Below are 18,658 nucleotides of genomic sequence, written 5' to 3' on the forward strand. Positions count from 1 at the left end.
GGAGGTGGCCGGTCGGGCAGAAGTGCCCTGCGCAACCACGGGTCCGGTAGCTCAAGCATGACGCCGCAATGTGAGAGATACAGGAAACGGGGATGAGAAAACTCTCATGAAACTTCGGGCTCCATGCCACTGTGCACGTCCAGGAAAGCCTCGGCCGCCCGTAACCGTCCGCGTGCCCCGGCGCGCCGGCCGCCGGCCTGCTGCCCACGGGTGTTCCCCGCTCCCGCAATCAGGGTCAGGGCTACGCCCGCTGCACGCGCCCGGAGCGCTGCAGGATCCACGTGTTCCTCGAAGGCCTCCTGAAAACGCCTTACAGCGTCCGGAACGTGGCGATAGCGTTCGTCAACACTCGGCAGGACCGCAAGGTGCGCGAGGAAACATCCCAGGTCATCCACCAGATGGCCCGGTCCCACGGCGTCCAGGTCAAGAACTCCGGTGATGCCGCCGTCGGCCACCAGGAGGTTCCCCTCATGGAAATCACCGTGGGTGGCGACTATGGGGCCGGCAGGCGCAGACCGGACCAGCTCCTCGACCCGCAGGGCCAGCCGCGTGATGCGCGCTGATTCCTCCGGCAGGGCGGCCACCGCTGCGCGGGCGTAGTCCCGGACTCGTGCCGACCAGGGCTGCTTTTCCGGGAATTCAAGGACCGTCCGCGGAAAACGGTCCAGAAGGTCGATCAGGACCTGGGGGTGGATTTCGGCTGCACCGTTCACCATGAACCGGTGCGCCAGGGGGGTTCCGGCAGCGGGCATGGTCACGAGCACCTCGGCGCCGGGCGAGGCGACGGGCTGGGGCGCCGGCAGTCCTGCCCTGATCAGTTGGTCGTGACGCCGGCGGAGTGCGGCGGCGCCGCCCGCCGGCAGCACCTTCAGGTAGCGCGTTTCCGCTGCGCCCTCCGCCCGCAGCACGGCCCGCCTCATGGGACGGTAGCCCAGGGTCGTCAGGCCGGCGGCGCCGACGCCGAAGAGCGCAGGGCCGACAGATCGCGGGTCACATGCCCAGCCGAGCCCGGGAAGGAGCGGGTCGTGGGGGTGGCTCCACACCAGGAGCGCTGTTCCGCCGGGTCCGGCGAGGCGTACTGAGCGTGGAAAGTCCCCGGCCACCCTTCTGGTGGTTACGCACAGGAACCCTTCGACGGAACCTCCCGGCATCCCATACCGGAGCGCATAGATCCCGGTAACGCCGGCGCCCGGGCGGTGGTGAAGACCGCGCAGTTCCCAATGCTCCAGCGGACCGGCCAACGCCGTGGCAGCTTCTTCCAGAACCGATCCCATGCCGGAGCCTTCCAGCAGCGCAAGCTCGTCCGCTTCCGACACCGTGCGGGCGGCAGACGGACTACGCCCGGCGGCGCTGAAGGATGTCGTCCAGGTTCATCCGGGGCGTGGAAGGGGTCTCCACTGCCGGAGCAGCGGCACCATTCTTGATCGGCGTCTTGACCTGCGGCTTGGGTGCTTCGGGGAGGTCCAGCGGAGCCGGGTCTTCCCGGTCTGCCTTCGGCGCTTCAACGTAGGTGGGTTTGGGTACATCCACGGGCTGCCAGGGTGCACCGGTGCCGGCCGGCTTCTCTCCGGATTCGGCAGCGACGGCGAGCGCCGCCGCCCGCAGTTCAGCGGCAGTGAACTGGACGGGGGCAGCCTCGGGGGTGCCGGCGTCGTTGTTTGCGTTCTCTTCCTTCGCCCCGGAGCCTCCGGCCTCTTCCGCGTTGAAGAGCCTCGTGGGCCGCTGCACGGCCGGAGCCGGCGCCACCGCCGGAGAGGCTGATGCCTGAGCGGCTGCGGGAGCCTGGCGTTCCACCCGACGACGGCGGCCGCGAACAGCGAGCGTACGCAGCACCGCAACGCTTGCGACGGCGAGGAGCAGCGCCGCAACGGGAACGATGGAGGGTACCAGCCCGGTGACGGCGAGCACCGAGGTGACCAGCGCAGCTGCCAGGGAGGACGCTCCGACTGCGGCAAGCGTGAGCCGCCCCCACCGGATCTTCAGCTTCGGAGCCTGGTCTGCCTTGCGTGGGGAACCGGTGCCCGCATGCCCTGCAGTCGCTGGTGCGGATGAGGGCTGAAGTTCGTCGGCGGCGGACATGGTCATGACGCTCCTTTGGAACCCGGCGTCACCGGATGTGATGCCTGGACGTGGGATGGAGGCGGATCCGTGCACCGTGAGGGGTTGGCGGTTCCGCAGAAGGTAGGGAGCGACCCAAATGAGCCAGAGCCCGACGATGGCCGCCAGTACAACTGAGCTGTTCAGAGAGAAGTCCACGTACAAAACGTTATGAGCAGATGGGGGCTCGGGCCCTCATTCACCGCGGTGTGTCCGCTTCCGAATCGGGAACTTCCTGGCTAGGCCCGCGGAGCTGACTCCCGCCAGCGGCGCAGGAGCCCTCCCGGGATCTCCTCGGCGGTGAGCGCGAAGGACCGGTGGTCAGCCCACGAACCCGCGATATGAAGGTAGGCCCTGCGGATTCCCTCGTCCCGGAAACCGAGTTTGCGCACCACCTGGAGGCTCGCTTCATTCTCCGGCCGGATATTGATCTCCATCCGGTGCAGGCCGAGCTCCCGGAAGCAGTAGTCCGTGGCGAGGGCGACCGCCGTGGGGGCGATTCCCCTGCCCGCGCGCTCCCTGTCCACCCAGTACCCCAGCGTCGCTGTCAGCGCTGAGCCCCAGATGATGCCCGAGACGGTGAGCTGGCCGACCATGACCGGCCGCCTGGTCCTCTCCCGGCGCTCGGCGATCACGAACGGCAGCGCACTGCTGGAGCGGACCTGCGCGTTCAGCGCACGGACCATCTCGTTGTACGACGGCAGATAGCCCCCCGGCGCCGGATTCGACGCTTCCCACGGTGCCAGCCACTCGGCGTTGCGCTGGCGCAGTTCCATCCATTCCCGCTTGTCGCGGTGACGGAGCGGACGAAGGAGGATGTTGCCGGCCTCAAGGGTGACCGGCCAGGCGAACCGGCCCCACATGTCGGTGTTTAGCCGTCGAGGGAGGCGGTGAACTCCTGCAGCCACTTGCGCAGGTCGGGTCCGAGGTCGTCACGCTCCGAAGACAGCGTGACCACAGCCTTCAGGTAGCTCAGCTTGTCCCCGGTGTCATAGCGACGGCCGCGGAAGACCACACCGTACACGCCGGAGCCCTCGCCCTCTGCAGCGGCAAGGGTCTGCAGGGCATCGGTCAGCTGGATCTCGCCGCCGCGTCCCGGACCTGTTTCCTCCAGGACGTCGAAGACCCGCGGGTGAAGTACGTAACGGCCGATGAGCGCCAGGTTGGAGGGCGCCTCGTCTGCGGCAGGCTTCTCCACCAGCTCGTTGACGCGCACATAGTCCTCGCCGTCGATCGGGGAGATGTCTGCACAGCCGTAGGAGCTGATCTGGTCCGGGTCCACCTCGATCAGGGCGATCACGGACCCGCCGGTCTTCGCCTGGACGTCGATCATGGTTTCGAGCAGCACATCGCGCTCATCGATCAGGTCATCACCGAGCAGGACGGCAAAGGGCTCTGCTCCGACGTGGAGGCGCGCACGCAGCACTGCGTGCCCGAGGCCCTTGGGATCACCCTGGCGCAGGTAGTGGATGTCGCCGAGCTCCGAGGCGCGGCGGACGGAGGCCAGCTTCTCGAGATCGCCCTTCGCTTCCAGGGTCTGCTCGATGAACGGCACCCGGTCGAAGTGATCCTCAAGCGACCTCTTGTTGCGCCCGGTGATCATGAGGATGTTGTCGATGCCTGCACCCACAGCTTCCTCGACCACGTACTGGATGGCAGGCCGGTCCACGACCGGCAGCATTTCCTTGGGCATTGCCTTGGTGGCCGGCAGGAACCTTGTACCCAGGCCCGCAGCGGGAATGACGGCCTTGTTCACTCTTGGTCGCTCAGTCATGCCACCACAGTACAGAATTGGCCGCCAATCCGGCGCACGTGCTACGCCGGGCACTAGCGGTACAGTGCCACCATGGACTCCCCCGCACCCCTGCCGAGCCCCGTATCCACCCCCACGTCCCGCAAGGAGGAACTGCGGCAGACGCTCCGGGAGCGGCGTCGCCGGCTTTCGGGGCAGGAGCAGCATACCGCCGCAGCCGCCCTCGCGAACCAGGTGCTCCGATGGTTGCAGGCCGCTCCGGACACGGGCTGTATCGCCGCCTACCTTTCGGTGCCGCCTGAGCCCGGCACCGGTGAACTGCTGCCTGCCCTGACCGCGGCGGGCTACGACGTCGTGGTACCGGTGTGTGAAGCGCAGTACCAAATGAGCTGGGTGAGCTGGAAGCCGGGCGTTGAGCTCGCCAAAAGCCCGCGGGCACCCCTGTGGGAGCCGGTTGGGGAACGTCGGCATTTCACCGCCGTGATGCCGTTCCGGCTGGTGCTGGTGCCGGGGCTCGGCATGGATGTACGGGGAAACAGGATCGGCCAGGGCGGCGGCTACTACGACCGCTTCCTCGCGCAGCTGCGCCTTGAGCAGCCCGACGCCGACAGGCTGGGCTACGTGTACGACGAGGAACTACTCGCTCCCGGCATCATCGAAACCACACCGCTCGACATGCCACTGAACGGCGTCTTCACCCCGTCCGGCCTTCACAGCGTGGGATGAGGGTCGTTTCCGCGCCAGCTCCGCACCAGCGAAGGAAGCAGTGTAGAATTGGCACTCGGAAGGGTGGAGTGCCAAGGTTCTGCAGACACTCGGCAACGGACCCGTCCACGAACAGCGCTTCTCCAGGAGGATTGTCGATGCCTACATATGCTTACGCTTGCAGGGACTGCGGCCACGCCTTCGATGTCCAGCAATCATTTTCAGATGACTCCCTGACGGTCTGCCCCGAGTGCGAGGGCCTGCTGCGCAAGAAGTTCAATAGCGTAGGCGTGGTCTTCAAGGGTTCCGGCTTCTACCGGACAGACTCACGCTCCTCGTCCTCGTCAGTTGAACCCGGCACTGCTTCCAAGTCGGCCCCGGCAGCCACGGGCTCAGAGAGCAATGCAGCGACCTCCTCGACGTCCTCCTCCGGAGCATCCGGGAAGGCCGCGGCCGCCACGTCTGTCTGACGCCGCCAGGCCTGCCTGACTCGGGGCGGGTTGTCCACATACGGCGGATTCCCACGCCGCTGAGATCGCAGTGATCCTAGCGTTGAGGCATGCCTGAACCAGCAAACACCCGCGCCCGTTTGCAGAGTCGCCTCCACGCCTTTCTATTCCGCAAACGCCGTCTTCTGGCGGCCGCCTTCCTGTGCGCAGCCGCCGGATTCGCCGTCGAAGCGCTGCTGCCCCCTGAACCCGAGACCGTGCAGGTGGTCGCCGCGTCATCGGACCTTCCGGTCGGCACGGTGCTGGCACCGGAGCAACTCGCCATGGTGGAGTTGCCCGGTGCTGCCGTACCGGAACACTCCTTTGGCTCGTTCGAACTGGTGGCAGGGCAGCAGCTCGCCACCCCCGTCTACGCCGGTGATGTGCTCGCCGAGAACTTCCTGGTGGGGGCCGGACTCCTTGCCGGCAGTCCGGAGGGCACTGTCGCTGTGCCGCTGCGTCCTGCTGACGCCTCCACCGTGCAGCTTCTCTCCGCAGGGCAGCGTATCGATGTGGTGCTCAGCACGGGTAACGGGTTTGAAGTATCGGCGAAGAACACGGTTCTCGCCCGAGGGCTGCCGGTGCTGTGGACGTCAGAGGAATCGGGCACGGGACCGTTCAGCGCGCCGCAGGGTGCCGAAGACGGCCTGGTAGTGGTTGCGGCCGCTCCGGATGAAGCCGCTGCTCTGGCGGGAGCCTCAAGCAGCGGTCAGGTCCACCTCGTTCTGACTGCCGCATCCGCGGACTAGCGTTCGGTGGCGCTGGCGCCCCTTGGTCATAGAACGCACCTCGCGTGCTAGCTCCAGTGCGGCGGCTTCTGCTCCTTCAGCCACTCATCGTGGTTGCCGTCTTCTTCATTCCAGGAGCGCGGGTCATCCTCGGCGGCGCGCTGCGGAATCACGTCACCATGGGGTGCGGTACTGGTGGTTTCGGCGGAACTTGGCTGCGCCGCCGCAGGCTCGGCCGGCGTGTCCTCCGCCGCGCTGTCTCCCGTGGGTCTTCCTTCGGATTCTCCGCTGTTCCCGGTTCCGGGTTCCATGGTTGCCCCGCTTCCTTCCCGTGGCCCCTGCGCGCCGCTGCGCGCAGTCTCCCGGCCGTTGTGCTCCAGGCCAAGATACCCCGAAATCAGTTCGGCGCAGCCCTCCGGATCGGTAAACACCTCGATGGTCCACAGCGGCATATAACGCCAGCCCATGCGTTCGAGCAGTTGGGGGCGCAGCCTGCTGCGCTCGCGCACGCTCATGCTCCGGTAGCGGTCGGAACCGTCGGACTCGATGGCTACGGGAGGAATGAACAGCTCAGGTTCGTCGTCGGTGGCAGGCACGCCTGTCCCGGCCCCCGCCACGATGTCCAGTACGCCGTCGTAGTTGCTGCGGACAGCCGCTCCCCGGTAGCGCAGCCGCTCCACCAGATCCGCGACCAGCGGATCCTGGTTGGCGGCATCACCATCGGCGGACGAGGCCTGCGCTGCGTCCCCGGAAAGTTCCATGCGCAGGAGTTCGTAGAAGTCCAGTGCGCCGTGTCCCAGCCGTTCCGGATCCAGATCACCGGGCTGGAAACAGGTCAGTACGTGAAGGCGGTACCGGGCGCGGGTCATGGCCGTGACAAACTTCCCGCGGCCGTCCGGAGCCGAGAGCGGCCCGAAGTTGTGCAGCGCACGTCCGTGCGGCGTCCGTCCGAATCCCAGCGAGAAAATCACGGCGTCGCGGGTAAGCCCTGCAGCGCGGTCCACCGGGACCACCCGGAAGGACTCGTTGCCGGGTTTGAAGAAATCCGCCGCCCACGGAGCGTCGGCCATGAAGAGCCGTACAGCTTCACCCACGCGCTGGGCATGGCGGGCGCTCGCGGTGACAACGGCCAGCGAGTAACTCGGCCGGTGCCGGATGTGTTCGAAGACGAGGTCCACAACGCGGGTTACCTCCGCGGCCACGCTCTCGACGCCGTCGTGATCCGAGCTCGGCATGCCGGTTCCGTCCGGCAGGTACTCAACCCTGAAGGGGCGCTCCAGCCCGGTGATCTCAGAACCGGAAGGCAACCGTGTCAGCTCGCCGTCATAGAAACGTTCGCTGAGGAAGTCCGACAGATCCTTGTCCACCCCGCGGTAGACATCCCGCAGGGCCAGTGAAGGCAGTACCGCGGCGAGCGCCCGGTAGGCGCTCGGAAGGTGCTCGGGCGCATTGCGGCGCTCGTCCCCCACCGACACGGTGAAGCTGCGCGGGCCGCCGAGCCGGTCATCGCCGAACGCGATGACCTGCCGTGAACGTGCCAGCGCCGGCACCACCGACTGCAGGGAAATCGATTCTGCATCCAGCACAATCACGGCGTCGAACGTCTTGTCCTGCGGCAGGACCAGCGGAAGGACGAGTGGGCTTGCAGCCCAGACCGGCATGAGCGCGGTCACCAGTTCATCGGCCTGTGCGCTCAGCGCTTCAAGGCCCGGTTCGCCTTCCTTCAGCAGGCCGCGCAGCTGTTCCGCTTCGGCCGGCATCGTCTCGAGCGCAGCCCGCCACCGCTCGGCCAACGCCCAGCGGATGCGGCCGGCGCCCGAGGCCACATGTGCGTTGTCAGCCAGCCGGTACTCCGCCTCCAGCGTGCGCAGGCTCGCGCCGTCGGACATGGCAAGGTAATCGTCCCCGCTGATCATGGCCTCCAGCGCGGACTGCCACCAGGCCAGTTCGAGCTCTCCTCCGACCTGGCGGGCGCCCACTTCGCGCTCCGCGAGATCATCGAGCAGTTCGCCCAGACCGTTCTCGCGCATCTCGTCGAGCAGCAGGGTGCGTTCCGGGAGGGTTGCAAGGCTTTGCTTGTCGCGGGCGAGTTCAGCGAGCCGGTCGGCAAGCTCATCCAGCGGCATCGCGGCAAGCTTCGGCTTCTCCGGCGTTCCGGCCAGGATGGAGGTGAGCTCGGCCAGGCGGGAGTCGATTGTCCGATAGAAACTGTTGATCTCCGCCAGGCCCGTCGGCACCGAGGGGTGCCGCTCGGTGGTGGCGTACTTCGTCCAGAGGGCGCGCTGTTCCTGTACCTCGACGAGGGACTGGTGCAGGTCCGAGATATGGACGCCGGGCCGCACATACTCCTTGGCAACCCTGCGCAGCCGCGACCGGGTCATCGAGCTCATTTCGATGGTCCGCTCCCTGCGCCAGGAGGAAGAGGCCGTCGCCGAGATCAGGTCGGTCACAGGCCGGTCGAAGATATCCGGGGTGAACTTGTCGAGGCTGGCCCGCACAGCGACCAGCAGATCGAGCTGGCCGCCCCACTCCTCGAACGTGGTTCCAAGCTCGATGTGCGAGTGGTCCGCAACCGCACGGACCTTTTCCTGCAGCAGCGGGATGTCCCGCGCGAGGTCCACTGCCAGAGTGTGCGCCTGTTCGGTTTCCTTGCGGTTGCGGAGCTTCGCACCGAACCAGGGGCTCTGGGTCGCTTCCCTGCTGAACCCGCCCAGCTCGGCGGCGCGCCGGAGCCTCGCGGTAAGCTCCGTCCGGTTCGGAATGCTGTCCATGACGCTGCGCTTGAGCCGGACGGTTGTAGCGGGGGCCGGATTGAGCGAGGTCAGCTCGGCAAGGGACTGCATGGCCTGGTAGGGCGAGCACCCCCAGCGTGAGCGCACGTTGTGCAGCGACCGCACGTGGTCCAGCAGCTTGTGCCGGTGGGAAACGAGCGTCTCATGAAGCGAGGTCAGCTTGGGCTGCACAGCCTTCTCGTTGCGGACGATTGCACGAACCAGCTGGTCCTTCAGCTGGGCCGGGTTGCTGTTCGCATTGAGCTGCAGTACCAGTGAGCCGAGATTGAGCGCGTCCAGTTCCTGCACGAACTGGTTCAGGGTTCCCCGGCGCTCGGCAACCACCAGGACGCTCTTGCCCTGCTCGGCGAGCGCTGCCGCGGCGTTCAGGGCTGTCTGGGTCTGGCCGGTCCCGGGAGGGGCGGACACCACCACGGAACCGCCGGCAGCCACGGCGTCGAGCACCTTCTGCTGCCGGGGATCAGCGTCGAGAATGAGGAATTCCGTGGAGGGGTCCCGGTCATCGAGCGGGGTGTCCCGCGACGGCGCTTCTGCGCCCGACGGAGAGTCGATACCTTCACGGGCGGCGTCCATCAGGGCAGCGAGCAGTGGGTGTTCCGGCCGGACCGCCGAGTCCGCGCCGACGTCGGCGAGGTCCGCGAAGGTGGACACGAGGATGTGGTGTTCAACCGTCATGCCGCGGACGTTGTCGGTCAGGGCGCGGAGGCGGTCCAGCACCGGGTGTGGATCGAAGCGGGCGGTGCTGTAGGCGAGGCGGGCAACGGCCTCGGGATCGAAATCAATGCCGTGGTCCTTGTGCAGGGTGCGGACCAGCGCAGGGTTGAGCCGTGCCTTGTCTGTGAGCTGGAGTTCGTAGTCGTCCTGCGACCCGTGCACCGTCAGGGCAACGGAAGTGAGCAGTACCGGCGCGGTCAGCGAGTCCGTCCGGCCGGCGTCGTCCATGGTGCGCCAGGACGCGGTGCCGGCAGCGAGATAGCCGACGTCGATCCCGCGTTCTGTGGCGAGTTCATAGACCTTTGCACGGAGCAGCCGCGCGGCCTTCATGGCAGCCGAGTACTGGTCAGGGTCGCGCAGCAGGGTGGACAGGCGCGTTCGCCGGCCTGCCAGAAGCTGCGCCAGACCGGACGGATGGGCGTGCGTAAGGTCGATGCTGTTGGAGCGCGACGGCGTGAAGTGCAGGAGCGTATCGGTTCCCGCATGCGGGCCAAGCCTGCGCAGCCACGGGATCAGGAAATCCTCAGCGGAGTCCCCGGCGTCCGGCACTGGCACGGTTGTCCTCTTCCCTACGGCCTCGCGGCCTGATCTTGACCAGATAGGCATGTCTTACAAGCTAGCCGACGCTGCCCGCCACCGGCTGCAAGCAACGCGGGCCGGTGCCGAATTTCGCGGCGGCTGACCCGGCTTCCTTTTGCCGGTACTCACCCCGGGAGCGGTACTACTCCCACTCGATGGTGCCCGGCGGCTTGCTGGTGACGTCGAGTACCACGCGGTTGACGCCGTCGATCTCGTTGGTGATCCGGTTGGAGATCCGGGCGAGTAGCTCATAAGGCAGCCGCGACCAGTCGGCGGTCATGGCGTCCTCGCTGGAGACCGGCCGGAGCACGATGGGGTGCCCGTAGGTACGGCCGTCGCCCTGGACGCCGACGCTGCGCACATCGGCCAGCAGGACCACCGGCATCTGCCAGACCTCGTTGTCGAGGCCGGCTGCGGTGAGTTCCGCACGCGCGATGGCATCCGCCTTGCGGAGCAGTTCCAGCCGTTCGGCGTTGACGGAGCCGACGATCCGGATTCCGAGGCCGGGGCCGGGGAACGGCTGGCGTCCGACGATTTCCGCGGGCAGCCCGAGCTGGGCGCCGACTGCCCGGACCTCGTCCTTGAACAGCGTCCGCAGCGGTTCCACGAGCTCAAACTGCAGGTCTTCGGGGAGGCCGCCGACGTTGTGGTGGCTCTTGATGTTGGCCGCACCCTCACCGCCACCGGATTCCACCACGTCCGGGTACAGCGTGCCCTGCACGAGGAAGCGGATTTTCTCGCCGTGCGCTTCGGCGTCCGCGATGATGGCGCGCTCGGCTTCCTCGAACGCGCGGATGAACTCGCGTCCGATGATCTTGCGCTTGGTTTCGGGATCCTCGACACCCTCGAGAGCCTCGAGGAACCGCTTCTGCTCATTGGCGACGTACAGGTTGACGCCGGTGGCGGCAACGAAGTCACGCTCCACCTGTTCCGCCTCGCCTTCACGGAGCAGCCCGTGGTCCACAAAAACGCAGGTGAGCTGGTCACCGACCGCACGCTGGACGAGAGCGGCGGCGACGGCGGAGTCCACACCGCCGGACAGCCCGCAGATCACCCGGGAGTCCCCTACCTGCTCCCGGATGCGCTCGACCTGCTCCTCGACGATGTTGCCGGTGGTCCAGTTTGGGTGCAGCCGCGCACCCTTGAACAGGAAGTTTTCCAGGACCTGCTGGCCATGCGCCGAGTGCTTGACCTCGGGGTGCCACTGGACACCGTATAGCTGCCTGCCCTCATGGGCGAACGCAGCAACCGGTGCGCCCGCGGTGCTCGCCAGGACCTCGAATCCGTCGGGTGCTGCCTGCACGGAGTCGCCGTGGCTCATCCAGGCATTCTGGTGGTCCGGAGTTCCCTCGAGAATGGACCGTGCACCGTTGGACACGGTGACGTCGGTGGAGCCGTACTCCCGCAGGCCGGTCTTTGCCACCGTGCCGCCGAGCGCGTCCGCCATGGCCTGGAATCCGTAGCAGATGCCAAGGACGGGCACACCGGCATCGAACAGCTCCGGATCGATGCGGGGAGCGCCCTCTGCGTAAACGCTGGACGGTCCGCCGGAGAGGATGATTGCCGCCGGCTTGCGCGCGAGCAGCTCCTGGGTGCTGAGCGTATGGGGGACAATCTCGGAGTAGACGTCCGCTTCCCTCACCCGGCGAGCAATGAGCTGGGCATACTGGGCGCCGTAATCGACGACAAGTACCGGCGGGTGTTCAGTGGCGGAAGCGGCGGTAGTCACGCGTCAACAATAGTGGCAGGGCGGCAGGGGCTGCACATTTGTGGAGTCAGTACCTTGTCTTTGCGTCGGGGTGGGCAGCCAGTTCCTCTTCAACCTGCCGGTGGATGCGCTTCTCCACGGTGAAGGAGAGGAGCGGGACAACGCCGCCCAGCGCGATGACCACGAATTTGGAGAACGGCCAGCGCATGAACTGCCAGAGCCGGAAGTCCGCGATCAGGTACACCACATAGAGCCAACCGTGGACGATCAGAACCGCTGTGGACAGGTTGAATCCCCCGGCGGCGTCCGCCTGGGCTTCCTGGACGAGTCCCAGCGCACCCGCAGACCCTCCCGCGATGATCTCCGCACCGAACCCGTACTTCGCCACCATTTCGACGACGACGAGCAGCAGCATCACGCCGGTTGCGTAGGCGAGCACCTTGTAGAAGCTGAGCGCCGAACGGATCTGGGCATGTGTTCCGCCGTAGCGGCGCTTTCCGGCCGGGCTCTTGGCGGGGGCTGGTTCGGTCACGTTCTTACCTCGTCGGTTGTCGGTTCATTCAGGAGACTGTCCTGACGGTCCTGTTCCTCCTCCAGGGTGCGGCGGTGATCATCCGCCACAAGTCGCCACCAGAGGAAGAAAGCGAAGCCGGCAAAGACAAACCACTCCACGGCATAGAAGATGTTGAGCCAGTTCAGGGGGGTTTCCTGCGGCTGGGGGCCCACCCGTACCGGTTCAAGGGGCGGCTCAGGTTCAACGATGGCGCCGTCCAGGACCGTTTCGGCGGACACAACAAAGCCGGAGTAGGCGGACGGCACGCCCCACAGGTTCATGAGGTGCGCCACCGACAGCGTGGGAATCTGCCCCTCAACCGGCTGCCGGACCACGGGCGCTTCGGTAGGGAGCAGCCTGCCTTCGACCGTGGCCGCGCCGGCCGGCGCCGGCACCGCTGACCCCGCTTGAACGTCCGGTACCCACCCATGGACCACCGGCAGGACGGCGGGCTGATCGCCGTTGACCTCAAAGGCCGATACCACCCACAGGCCTTCCCTGTCTCCCTGCAGCCGGGTCTGTACGAGGAATGTCGTGTCGGGCAGGAAACGGCCTTCCATGCGGACCATCTGGTCCGCGATGCCTGCTGTCATCGGCACGCCCGGTGTAAACACTTCGGTGAGGGGCCGGACCTGCTCAGTAGCGCTCGGAGGCGGCGGAGCTGAATCCTGCGAACGGGAAAACTGCCACTGGCTCAGGAGAACGAAAAGCGCGGCGATGGCCATGGCGAGGATCAGTGAGAGGATCCATCGCGGCTTGAGCGCGGTTTTCAACACGTCTTAACGGTACTTGGTGCCGGGTGAAGCGAACGAATCAGGGCCACGGGGAGGAGATGGAAATCACGGCCGGATAACTGATTGGGAAACATCTATCACTTCGGAGGACTTAGGACTACGATTGGTCTTCGTGCGCTCGTACCCCTACCCGGACCCGGGTCCTCCGGACCTCCGGTCGCCTTCCCGCTACCTGCTCTGGCTGGCCTCCAGCCAGAAGGGCACGCTGGCTGCCGCCATCGTGCTTGAAACGCTCCTCATGGTGGCGCAGGCTGTGGTTCCTTTTGCGCTGGGGCGCGCCGTTGACGAGGGGATCATCGGCCGCAGCCAGGAGGCGCTGCTCTGGTGGGTCGGGATCCTGGTTGCGCTGACCGTGGGGCAGGCGTTCGCCGGAATGCTGGCGCACCGTGCGGCCATCAGCAACTGGATGCAGGCAGCGTTCAAGTCGATCCGGCTGGTGGGGTACCACATCACCCGCACGGGAGACGCGCTGCCGCAGAAGCTCTCCACCGGCGAGGTGGTGTCCACGGCCGCGTCCGATGCAACGCGGCTCGGCGAGATTTTCTACATCGGCCCCCGCCTCGCCGGTGCGCTGGTGTCCTGGCTGGTTGTGTGCGGGCTCATCGCCCTGAGCTCGGTTCCGCTCGCCGCCGTCGTGCTGGCAGGTGTTCCTGCGTGCTGTGCACTGCTCCTGTTCGTGGTCCGGCCGCTGCAGGCCCGGCAGCGCGACCAGCGCGATGCATCCGGCAAAATGACCGCAGTGGGTGCCGATACGGTCGCGGGGCTGCGCGTTCTGCGCGGCATCGGCGGGGAGCACATCTTCGTCAACCGCTACCGTGAACGGTCCGCTGAAACACGCGACGCCGGCATCAGGGTTGCCCGCTCGCTGGCAACACTGGAGGCGTCGCAGGTCTTCATCGCGGGTGCGTTCAGCGTGGTGTTCACCTGGGTAGGCGCAACGCTGGTGCTGAACGGTGACATCGAGCCCGGCCAGCTGGTCGCCCTGTTCGGCTATTCCATTTTCCTGATGACCCCCATCCGGAGCGCTGCCGACGGCGTTTCGCACTCGATCAGGGCGCTGGTCGGAGCACGGAAGATCATCAACGTGCTGTCCGTGGAGGCAAGCGTTTCCGATGTCGCCACTGCCTCCGCTCCGCCGCGCCCCGCGCCGCTTGTGGATACGTTGACCGGTGTCTGCCTGAAGCCGGGCGGGCTGACCGCGCTGGTCTCCGCCGATCCGTCGGTCTCCGCCGATCTCGCGACCCGGCTGGGCCGCTTCGATGACGCGGTGCTGCGGGACGCCGTCGTTCGGTGGGGTGCTGCCGCCCTGCACGAGGTTCCGCTCAATGAGGTCCGGCGCCGGATTGTCGTGAGTGAGGCGAATCCCCAGATGTTCACCGGTTGCCTGCGGAACTCGCTGGATCCTCATGGCCGCTCCAGTGACGGGCGAATCCTCGAGGCACTCGAGGCTGCCAGCGCACTGGATATCCTCGACGGGCTCGAGGCGGGCCTCGATTCCGAGGTGACCGAGCGGGGGCGGGGTTTCTCCGGCGGGCAACGGCAGCGGCTGGTACTGGCCCGCGCGCTGCTGACGCAGGCGGAAACCCTGGTTCTCATTGAACCGACGAGTGCCGTCGACGCGCATACTGAAGCCCGGATCGCGGGGCGGCTCGCCGGCGCCCGCCGGGCGGAGGGCGGCAGCACCGTCGTCGTGACCGCGAGCCCGCTGATGCTCGGCGCAATGGACCATGTCATCTTCCTTGAGGACGGTCGGCTGAGTGCTGAAGGAACGCACCAGGAACTGATGTCCACCGTCCCTGCCTACCGGAATGTGGTGATCCGCAGTGAGTGATACCCAGGTGATTGTTCCGGCAGCCGACCCGGATGCGGCGATGCGGGGAAAGCTTCCGGTCGCTGACGCGCCGGCGGTCAAAGCCGAATCGCTGCGCCTGATCCGACGCCACCTGGCTGTGACAGGTTTATATGGCCCCGGCAGGACGGTTATTTCTGGCCCCCCTTCATGACTCGCCGGGCACCTGTGGCGGTTATTGTGGCCCCACCTTCAACGTTGGATTCATCACTGGATGGATGCGGCGGAAGGCTGGTCTGGATGGAGTCGAGAGTGGAGTTGTTCGCGCGGATTCGAAGGGACGCCCGGGTTGAGGGCCTGTCGGTTCGTGCGTTGGCGGTCCGGTACGGGGTTCACAGGCGAACGGTAAGGCAGGCACTGGATTCGGCTGCCCCTCCGGAGCGTAAACAGAGGCAAGGCGTGTCCTGGAGGCTGGAGCCTTTTAAGGGCGCGATCGATGCGATGCTGATCGAGGACACGACGGCGCCGCGGAAGCAGCGCCATACTGCACGCAGGATTTTGGCCCGGCTCATAGAAGAGCACGGAGCGCAGGAGCTGTCGTATTCGACGGTCCGTGATTACGTAAGGGTCCGTCGGGCCCAGATTGATGTGGAGGCCGGCCGCCGGGTTGAGGTGTTCGTTCCTCAGGAACACGCTCCGGGTGCTGAGGCTGAGGTGGACTTCGGCGAGGTCTATGTCGTGCTGAACGGGGTGAAGACGAAGTGTCACCTGTTCATTTTCCGGTTATCGCATTCGGGCAGGGCCATCCATCGGATCTACCCGACCCAGGCCCAGGAGGCCTTCCTTGAAGGGCACATCGAGGCCTTCAAGGTTCTGGGCGGCATCCCGACTAAACACATCCGCTATGACAACCTCACCAGTGCTGTCACCGCTGTGGTGTTCGGTCAGGGCCGGCAGCGCCGGGAGAACGACAGATGGGTGTTGTTCCGTTCCCACTACGGCTTCGACCCCTTCTATTGCCAGCCCGGCATCGCCGGGGCCCACGAAAAGGGCGGCGTTGAAGGTGAGGTGGGCTGGTTCCGCCGCAACCGGCTTTCACCGATGCCGGTTGCTGACTCCCTGGACGAGCTCAACGACCGGATCCGCAAATGGGAAGCCCAGGACGAGGACAGGAGGATCAATGACAGGATCCGCACCATAGGCCAGGACTTCGAGATCGAACGGCCGTTCCTGGCCAGGTTGCCGGCAGAGGAATTTGATCCGGGTCTGGCGCTGAACCCGAGGGTCGACAGGTCCTCGATGGTCACCGTCCGGATGGTGAAGTATTCCGTCCCGGCCCGGTTCATCGGCCGGAGAGTCCGGGTCTCATTGCGGGCGTCCGAGGTCGTGGTGTTCGATGGCCGCACCGTGGTCGCCAGGCATCAGCGGCTCGCCGCCCGGTCCGGACAGTCGGTCCAGCTGGACCACTATCTCGAGGTCCTCAAAACCAAGCCCGGCGCCCTTCCAGGCTCCACCGCTTTGGCCCGGGCGAGAGAGTCCGGGACGTTCAGCAGCGCGCACGAGGCATTCTGGGCCGCCTCCCGCCGGGTCAACGGCGACGCCGACGGGACCCGTGAACTCATCGACGTCCTGCTCCTCCACCGGTCCATGGACGCCTGCGACATCCACGCAGGCATCACCGCGGCCCTCGTAGTGGGCGCGGTCAGCGCCGACGTCGTCGCGGTCGAAGCCCGCAGACACGCCACGACATCCTGCCGGGGTGGGGCCAGTTCGGACCGTCATCCCGGTGTTCATGCTGAAGAGAAGGTGCAACGGGTTGTCAGTCTCACCCAGCGCCGCCTCATGGACCCCGTCGCCGTCATCGCCGGGCTGCCACCTGATAGCCGGCCCCTGCCGTCGGTCCGCGCCTATGACGAGCTGCTGGCCAAACGTTCGGAACACCCCGCAGGAACCGCGTCAAAGGAGAACATCTCATGAGCCCAACCGCACCGGCGACCACCATCACCCCGGCCTTGCGCCGGCGGCGAGGCCTGACCGAACAGGCAGCGGTTGCCGCCGTGAACCAGGCCTGCCGCCGGCTGCGCCTGCCCACCATCCGGGCAGTCCTCGATGAAGCCCTCGCCGTCGCGGGGAAGGAACAACTCTCCTACCAAGGCTTCCTGGTCGAATTGCTGCTGGCCGAGTGCGACGACAGGGACCGGCGCTCCTCGATCCGGCGCGTGAAAGCCGCGAACTTTCCCCGGGACAAGTGGCTCGGGGACTTTGACTTCGACGCGAACCCGAACATCAACCCCGCCACCATCCACACCCTGGCCACCGGGGAATGGATCCGCAAAGGACAACCCCTCTGCCTGATTGGGGACTCCGGGACCGGCAAATCCCACCTGCTCATCGGACTCGGCACCGCCGCCGCAGAGAAGGGCTACCGAGTCAAATACACCCTCGCCACCCGGCTCGTAAACGAACTTGTCGAAGCCGCCGACGAGAAGGTCCTGGCCAAGACCATCGCCCGGTACGGCCGGGTGGACCTGCTCTGCATCGACGAGCTTGGTTACATGGAACTGGACCGGCGGGGCGCCGAACTACTGTTCCAGGTCCTCACCGAACGCGAGGAAATGAATTCCATCGCGATCGCCTCGAACGAGTCATTCTCCGGCTGGACCAAAACCTTCACCGACCCGCGCCTCTGTGCAGCCATCGTGGACCGCCTCACCTTCAAGGGCACCATCATCGAAACCGGCACCGACTCCTATCGCCTGGCCCATGGCATCGCGCGTAAAAGTTCGGAACAGGCGAACAACCCCGCTGCAGGAACCCGAGGTCCCCGCAGAGGTGAATCCGACCTCATGCCACGGGCGCCGGCAGGCACTGGATAACTCACCACGAAACTTTCCCCAAGAGTATCCGATACGGCGTCCGCGTGGGGTAGTTTGATCCCTATGTTGACCGGATTCAAGAATTTCATCATGAAGGGCAACGTCGTAGACCTTGCCGTCGCCGTCGTGATTGGTGCCGCCTTTGGTGCCGTAGTCACGGCCCTAGTCCAGAGCGTTCTCATGCCGTTCATCGCGGCCTTGGTCGGATCTCCGAACTTCGATAGCTTCGCCGTCGTGACCCTCAACGGAAACGACATTAAATTCGGTGTCCTGCTCACAGCAATTGTTAACTTCGTGCTCGTGGCGGCAGCCATTTACTTCGTCATCGTCGTGCCCATGAACCACATGATCGAGCGCCGCAACCGGCGCCTCGGCATCAACCCGGACGTCAAGGAAGAAGCGGCCGAAGACCCCCAGATTGCCCTGCTCACGGAAATCCGGGATTCCCTACGGCAAGACCGCAGGGCCTAATCAAGTCGGCGGACCCAAACCCACCAAAATCCGCTTTCAGGGCTAAACCGCCGCCCAATCGCTTCGGCACGCTTACGTTCCGCAGAGCGATGCTCCGATAGCGTGTCTCCCAGCGGCGCAGGGATAAATCCCGGCGTTCGTGCAGCCGCAGGCTGGCTGTGCTTGTTTTCCGTCATCGATGAAAGGACATGAAAAGTGGCTGTTTCGATTGAATTGGGCAAGGCATTGGACAAGGCCTACGAGAACTCGACTCTGGACGAGGTCCTGTCGGCCCCGCCCTCGACTCTTGCCGGCCTGACCGAAAAGCACGACGAACTGCTTGCCGGTATGGGAATCAAAACCATCCGCGATCTGGGAAGCAATAAATACTTCGCTACGGCAGGTGTACTGGTCGCACTCTCCGGCAAGGTCGGGTAGTGGGTCTGGACTGTTAGCGCGTCTCACTGAAAAGGTCCGGCCCGGCGCACGCCAGGTCGGACCTTTTCCATTCCAGAATGGATTTCTCCCACTCAAGAGATCTGACATGCTAGCAACGACGGCGCCCCGACTCCATACCCCCGACCGGCATCTGCCGTTCCCCCGGGCGATACAGGAACCCTTAGCCAACCGGT

Annotated in this window: 15 protein-coding genes and 1 pseudogene; 8 read left to right on the forward strand and 8 right to left on the reverse strand. The window is 66.0% G+C overall.

Features of this window, described 5'->3' with window-relative positions; genetic code table 11:
- Positions 1–104: 104 nt before the first annotated feature.
- The 4 genes from BLS52_RS00830 to galU form a co-directional block, all read right to left on the reverse strand.
- Positions 105–1,274 carry a phosphotransferase gene (locus BLS52_RS00830; RefSeq protein ID WP_139186209.1) on the reverse strand — a complete coding sequence of 390 codons (1,170 nt, stop codon included), beginning with the start codon at positions 1,272–1,274 and terminating at the stop codon, positions 105–107.
- Positions 1,275–1,335: 61 nt separating this feature from the next.
- Positions 1,336–2,256, reverse strand: coding sequence for a hypothetical protein (locus tag BLS52_RS00835; RefSeq protein ID WP_139186210.1), 921 nt, complete (start codon positions 2,254–2,256; stop codon positions 1,336–1,338).
- An 80-nt stretch (positions 2,257–2,336) separates the two neighbouring features.
- Complete coding sequence (locus tag BLS52_RS00840) at positions 2,337–2,960, reverse strand: GNAT family N-acetyltransferase (RefSeq protein ID WP_090584165.1); 624 nt, start codon at positions 2,958–2,960, stop codon at positions 2,337–2,339.
- Between the two features lie 8 nt (positions 2,961–2,968).
- The gene (galU, locus tag BLS52_RS00845; protein WP_026545974.1) at positions 2,969–3,871 is read right to left on the reverse strand and encodes a UTP--glucose-1-phosphate uridylyltransferase GalU; all 903 of its coding nucleotides are present in this window, start codon (positions 3,869–3,871) and stop codon (positions 2,969–2,971) included.
- A gap of 72 nt (positions 3,872–3,943) precedes the next feature.
- Between galU and BLS52_RS00850 the strand changes: the two genes are divergently transcribed.
- The 3 genes from BLS52_RS00850 (at position 3,944) to cpaB (ending at position 5,792) form a co-directional block, all read left to right on the forward strand.
- Complete coding sequence (locus tag BLS52_RS00850; RefSeq protein WP_090584166.1) at positions 3,944–4,576, forward strand: 5-formyltetrahydrofolate cyclo-ligase; 633 nt, start codon at positions 3,944–3,946, stop codon at positions 4,574–4,576.
- 137 nt (positions 4,577–4,713) lie between these two features.
- Positions 4,714–5,025 (forward strand): FmdB family zinc ribbon protein, encoded by a 312-nt coding sequence (locus tag BLS52_RS00855; RefSeq protein ID WP_090584167.1) that lies wholly within the window; start codon positions 4,714–4,716, stop codon positions 5,023–5,025.
- 89 nt (positions 5,026–5,114) lie between these two features.
- On the forward strand, positions 5,115–5,792 hold the full coding sequence (gene cpaB, locus BLS52_RS00860) for a Flp pilus assembly protein CpaB (protein ID WP_090584168.1): 678 nt from the start codon (positions 5,115–5,117) through the stop codon (positions 5,790–5,792).
- A 47-nt stretch (positions 5,793–5,839) separates the two neighbouring features.
- Here the strand turns inward: cpaB and BLS52_RS00865 are convergent, their stop codons facing one another.
- From BLS52_RS00865 to BLS52_RS00880, 4 genes are all read right to left on the reverse strand, one after another.
- Positions 5,840–9,883, reverse strand: a complete 4,044-nt coding sequence (locus BLS52_RS00865; protein WP_090584169.1) for a DUF4011 domain-containing protein — start codon at positions 9,881–9,883, stop codon at positions 5,840–5,842.
- Between the two features lie 115 nt (positions 9,884–9,998).
- Complete coding sequence (gene guaA, locus BLS52_RS00870; RefSeq protein WP_090584170.1) at positions 9,999–11,585, reverse strand: glutamine-hydrolyzing GMP synthase; 1,587 nt, start codon at positions 11,583–11,585, stop codon at positions 9,999–10,001.
- A 46-nt stretch (positions 11,586–11,631) separates the two neighbouring features.
- Positions 11,632–12,096 (reverse strand): DUF3817 domain-containing protein, encoded by a 465-nt coding sequence (locus BLS52_RS00875; RefSeq protein WP_245702640.1) that lies wholly within the window; start codon positions 12,094–12,096, stop codon positions 11,632–11,634.
- Positions 12,093–12,893 (reverse strand): SURF1 family protein, encoded by an 801-nt coding sequence (locus tag BLS52_RS00880; protein WP_090584171.1) that lies wholly within the window; start codon positions 12,891–12,893, stop codon positions 12,093–12,095. The genes BLS52_RS00875 and BLS52_RS00880 overlap by 4 nt, the downstream gene beginning before the upstream one ends.
- Positions 12,894–13,023: 130 nt before the next feature.
- Between BLS52_RS00880 and BLS52_RS00885 the strand changes: the two genes are divergently transcribed.
- The 5 genes and pseudogenes from BLS52_RS00885 to BLS52_RS00905 all read left to right on the forward strand — a co-directional run bounded on the left by BLS52_RS00885 (position 13,024) and on the right by BLS52_RS00905 (position 18,464).
- Positions 13,024–14,742 (forward strand): ABC transporter ATP-binding protein, encoded by a 1,719-nt coding sequence (locus BLS52_RS00885; protein ID WP_090584480.1) that lies wholly within the window; start codon positions 13,024–13,026, stop codon positions 14,740–14,742.
- Positions 14,743–15,000: 258 nt separating this feature from the next.
- On the forward strand, positions 15,001–16,677 hold the full coding sequence (gene istA / locus BLS52_RS00890) for an IS21 family transposase (protein ID WP_090584172.1): 1,677 nt from the start codon (positions 15,001–15,003) through the stop codon (positions 16,675–16,677).
- Positions 16,674–17,465 (forward strand): annotated as a pseudogene (istB, locus tag BLS52_RS00895) (IS21-like element helper ATPase IstB); the annotation flags it as partial. The gene istA and the pseudogene istB, both read left to right, overlap by 4 nt.
- Before the next feature lie 174 nt (positions 17,466–17,639).
- Positions 17,640–18,047 carry a large conductance mechanosensitive channel protein MscL gene (gene mscL, locus BLS52_RS00900; RefSeq protein WP_090584173.1) on the forward strand — a complete coding sequence of 136 codons (408 nt, stop codon included), beginning with the start codon at positions 17,640–17,642 and terminating at the stop codon, positions 18,045–18,047.
- Between the two features lie 195 nt (positions 18,048–18,242).
- Positions 18,243–18,464: a hypothetical protein gene (locus tag BLS52_RS00905; protein WP_043480981.1), complete on the forward strand. Its 222-nt coding sequence runs from the start codon at positions 18,243–18,245 to the stop codon at positions 18,462–18,464.
- Positions 18,465–18,658 lie beyond the last annotated feature (194 nt).

The organism is Arthrobacter subterraneus (assembly GCF_900099735.1).
Lineage (GTDB): Bacteria > Actinomycetota > Actinomycetes > Actinomycetales > Micrococcaceae > Arthrobacter_D > Arthrobacter_D subterraneus.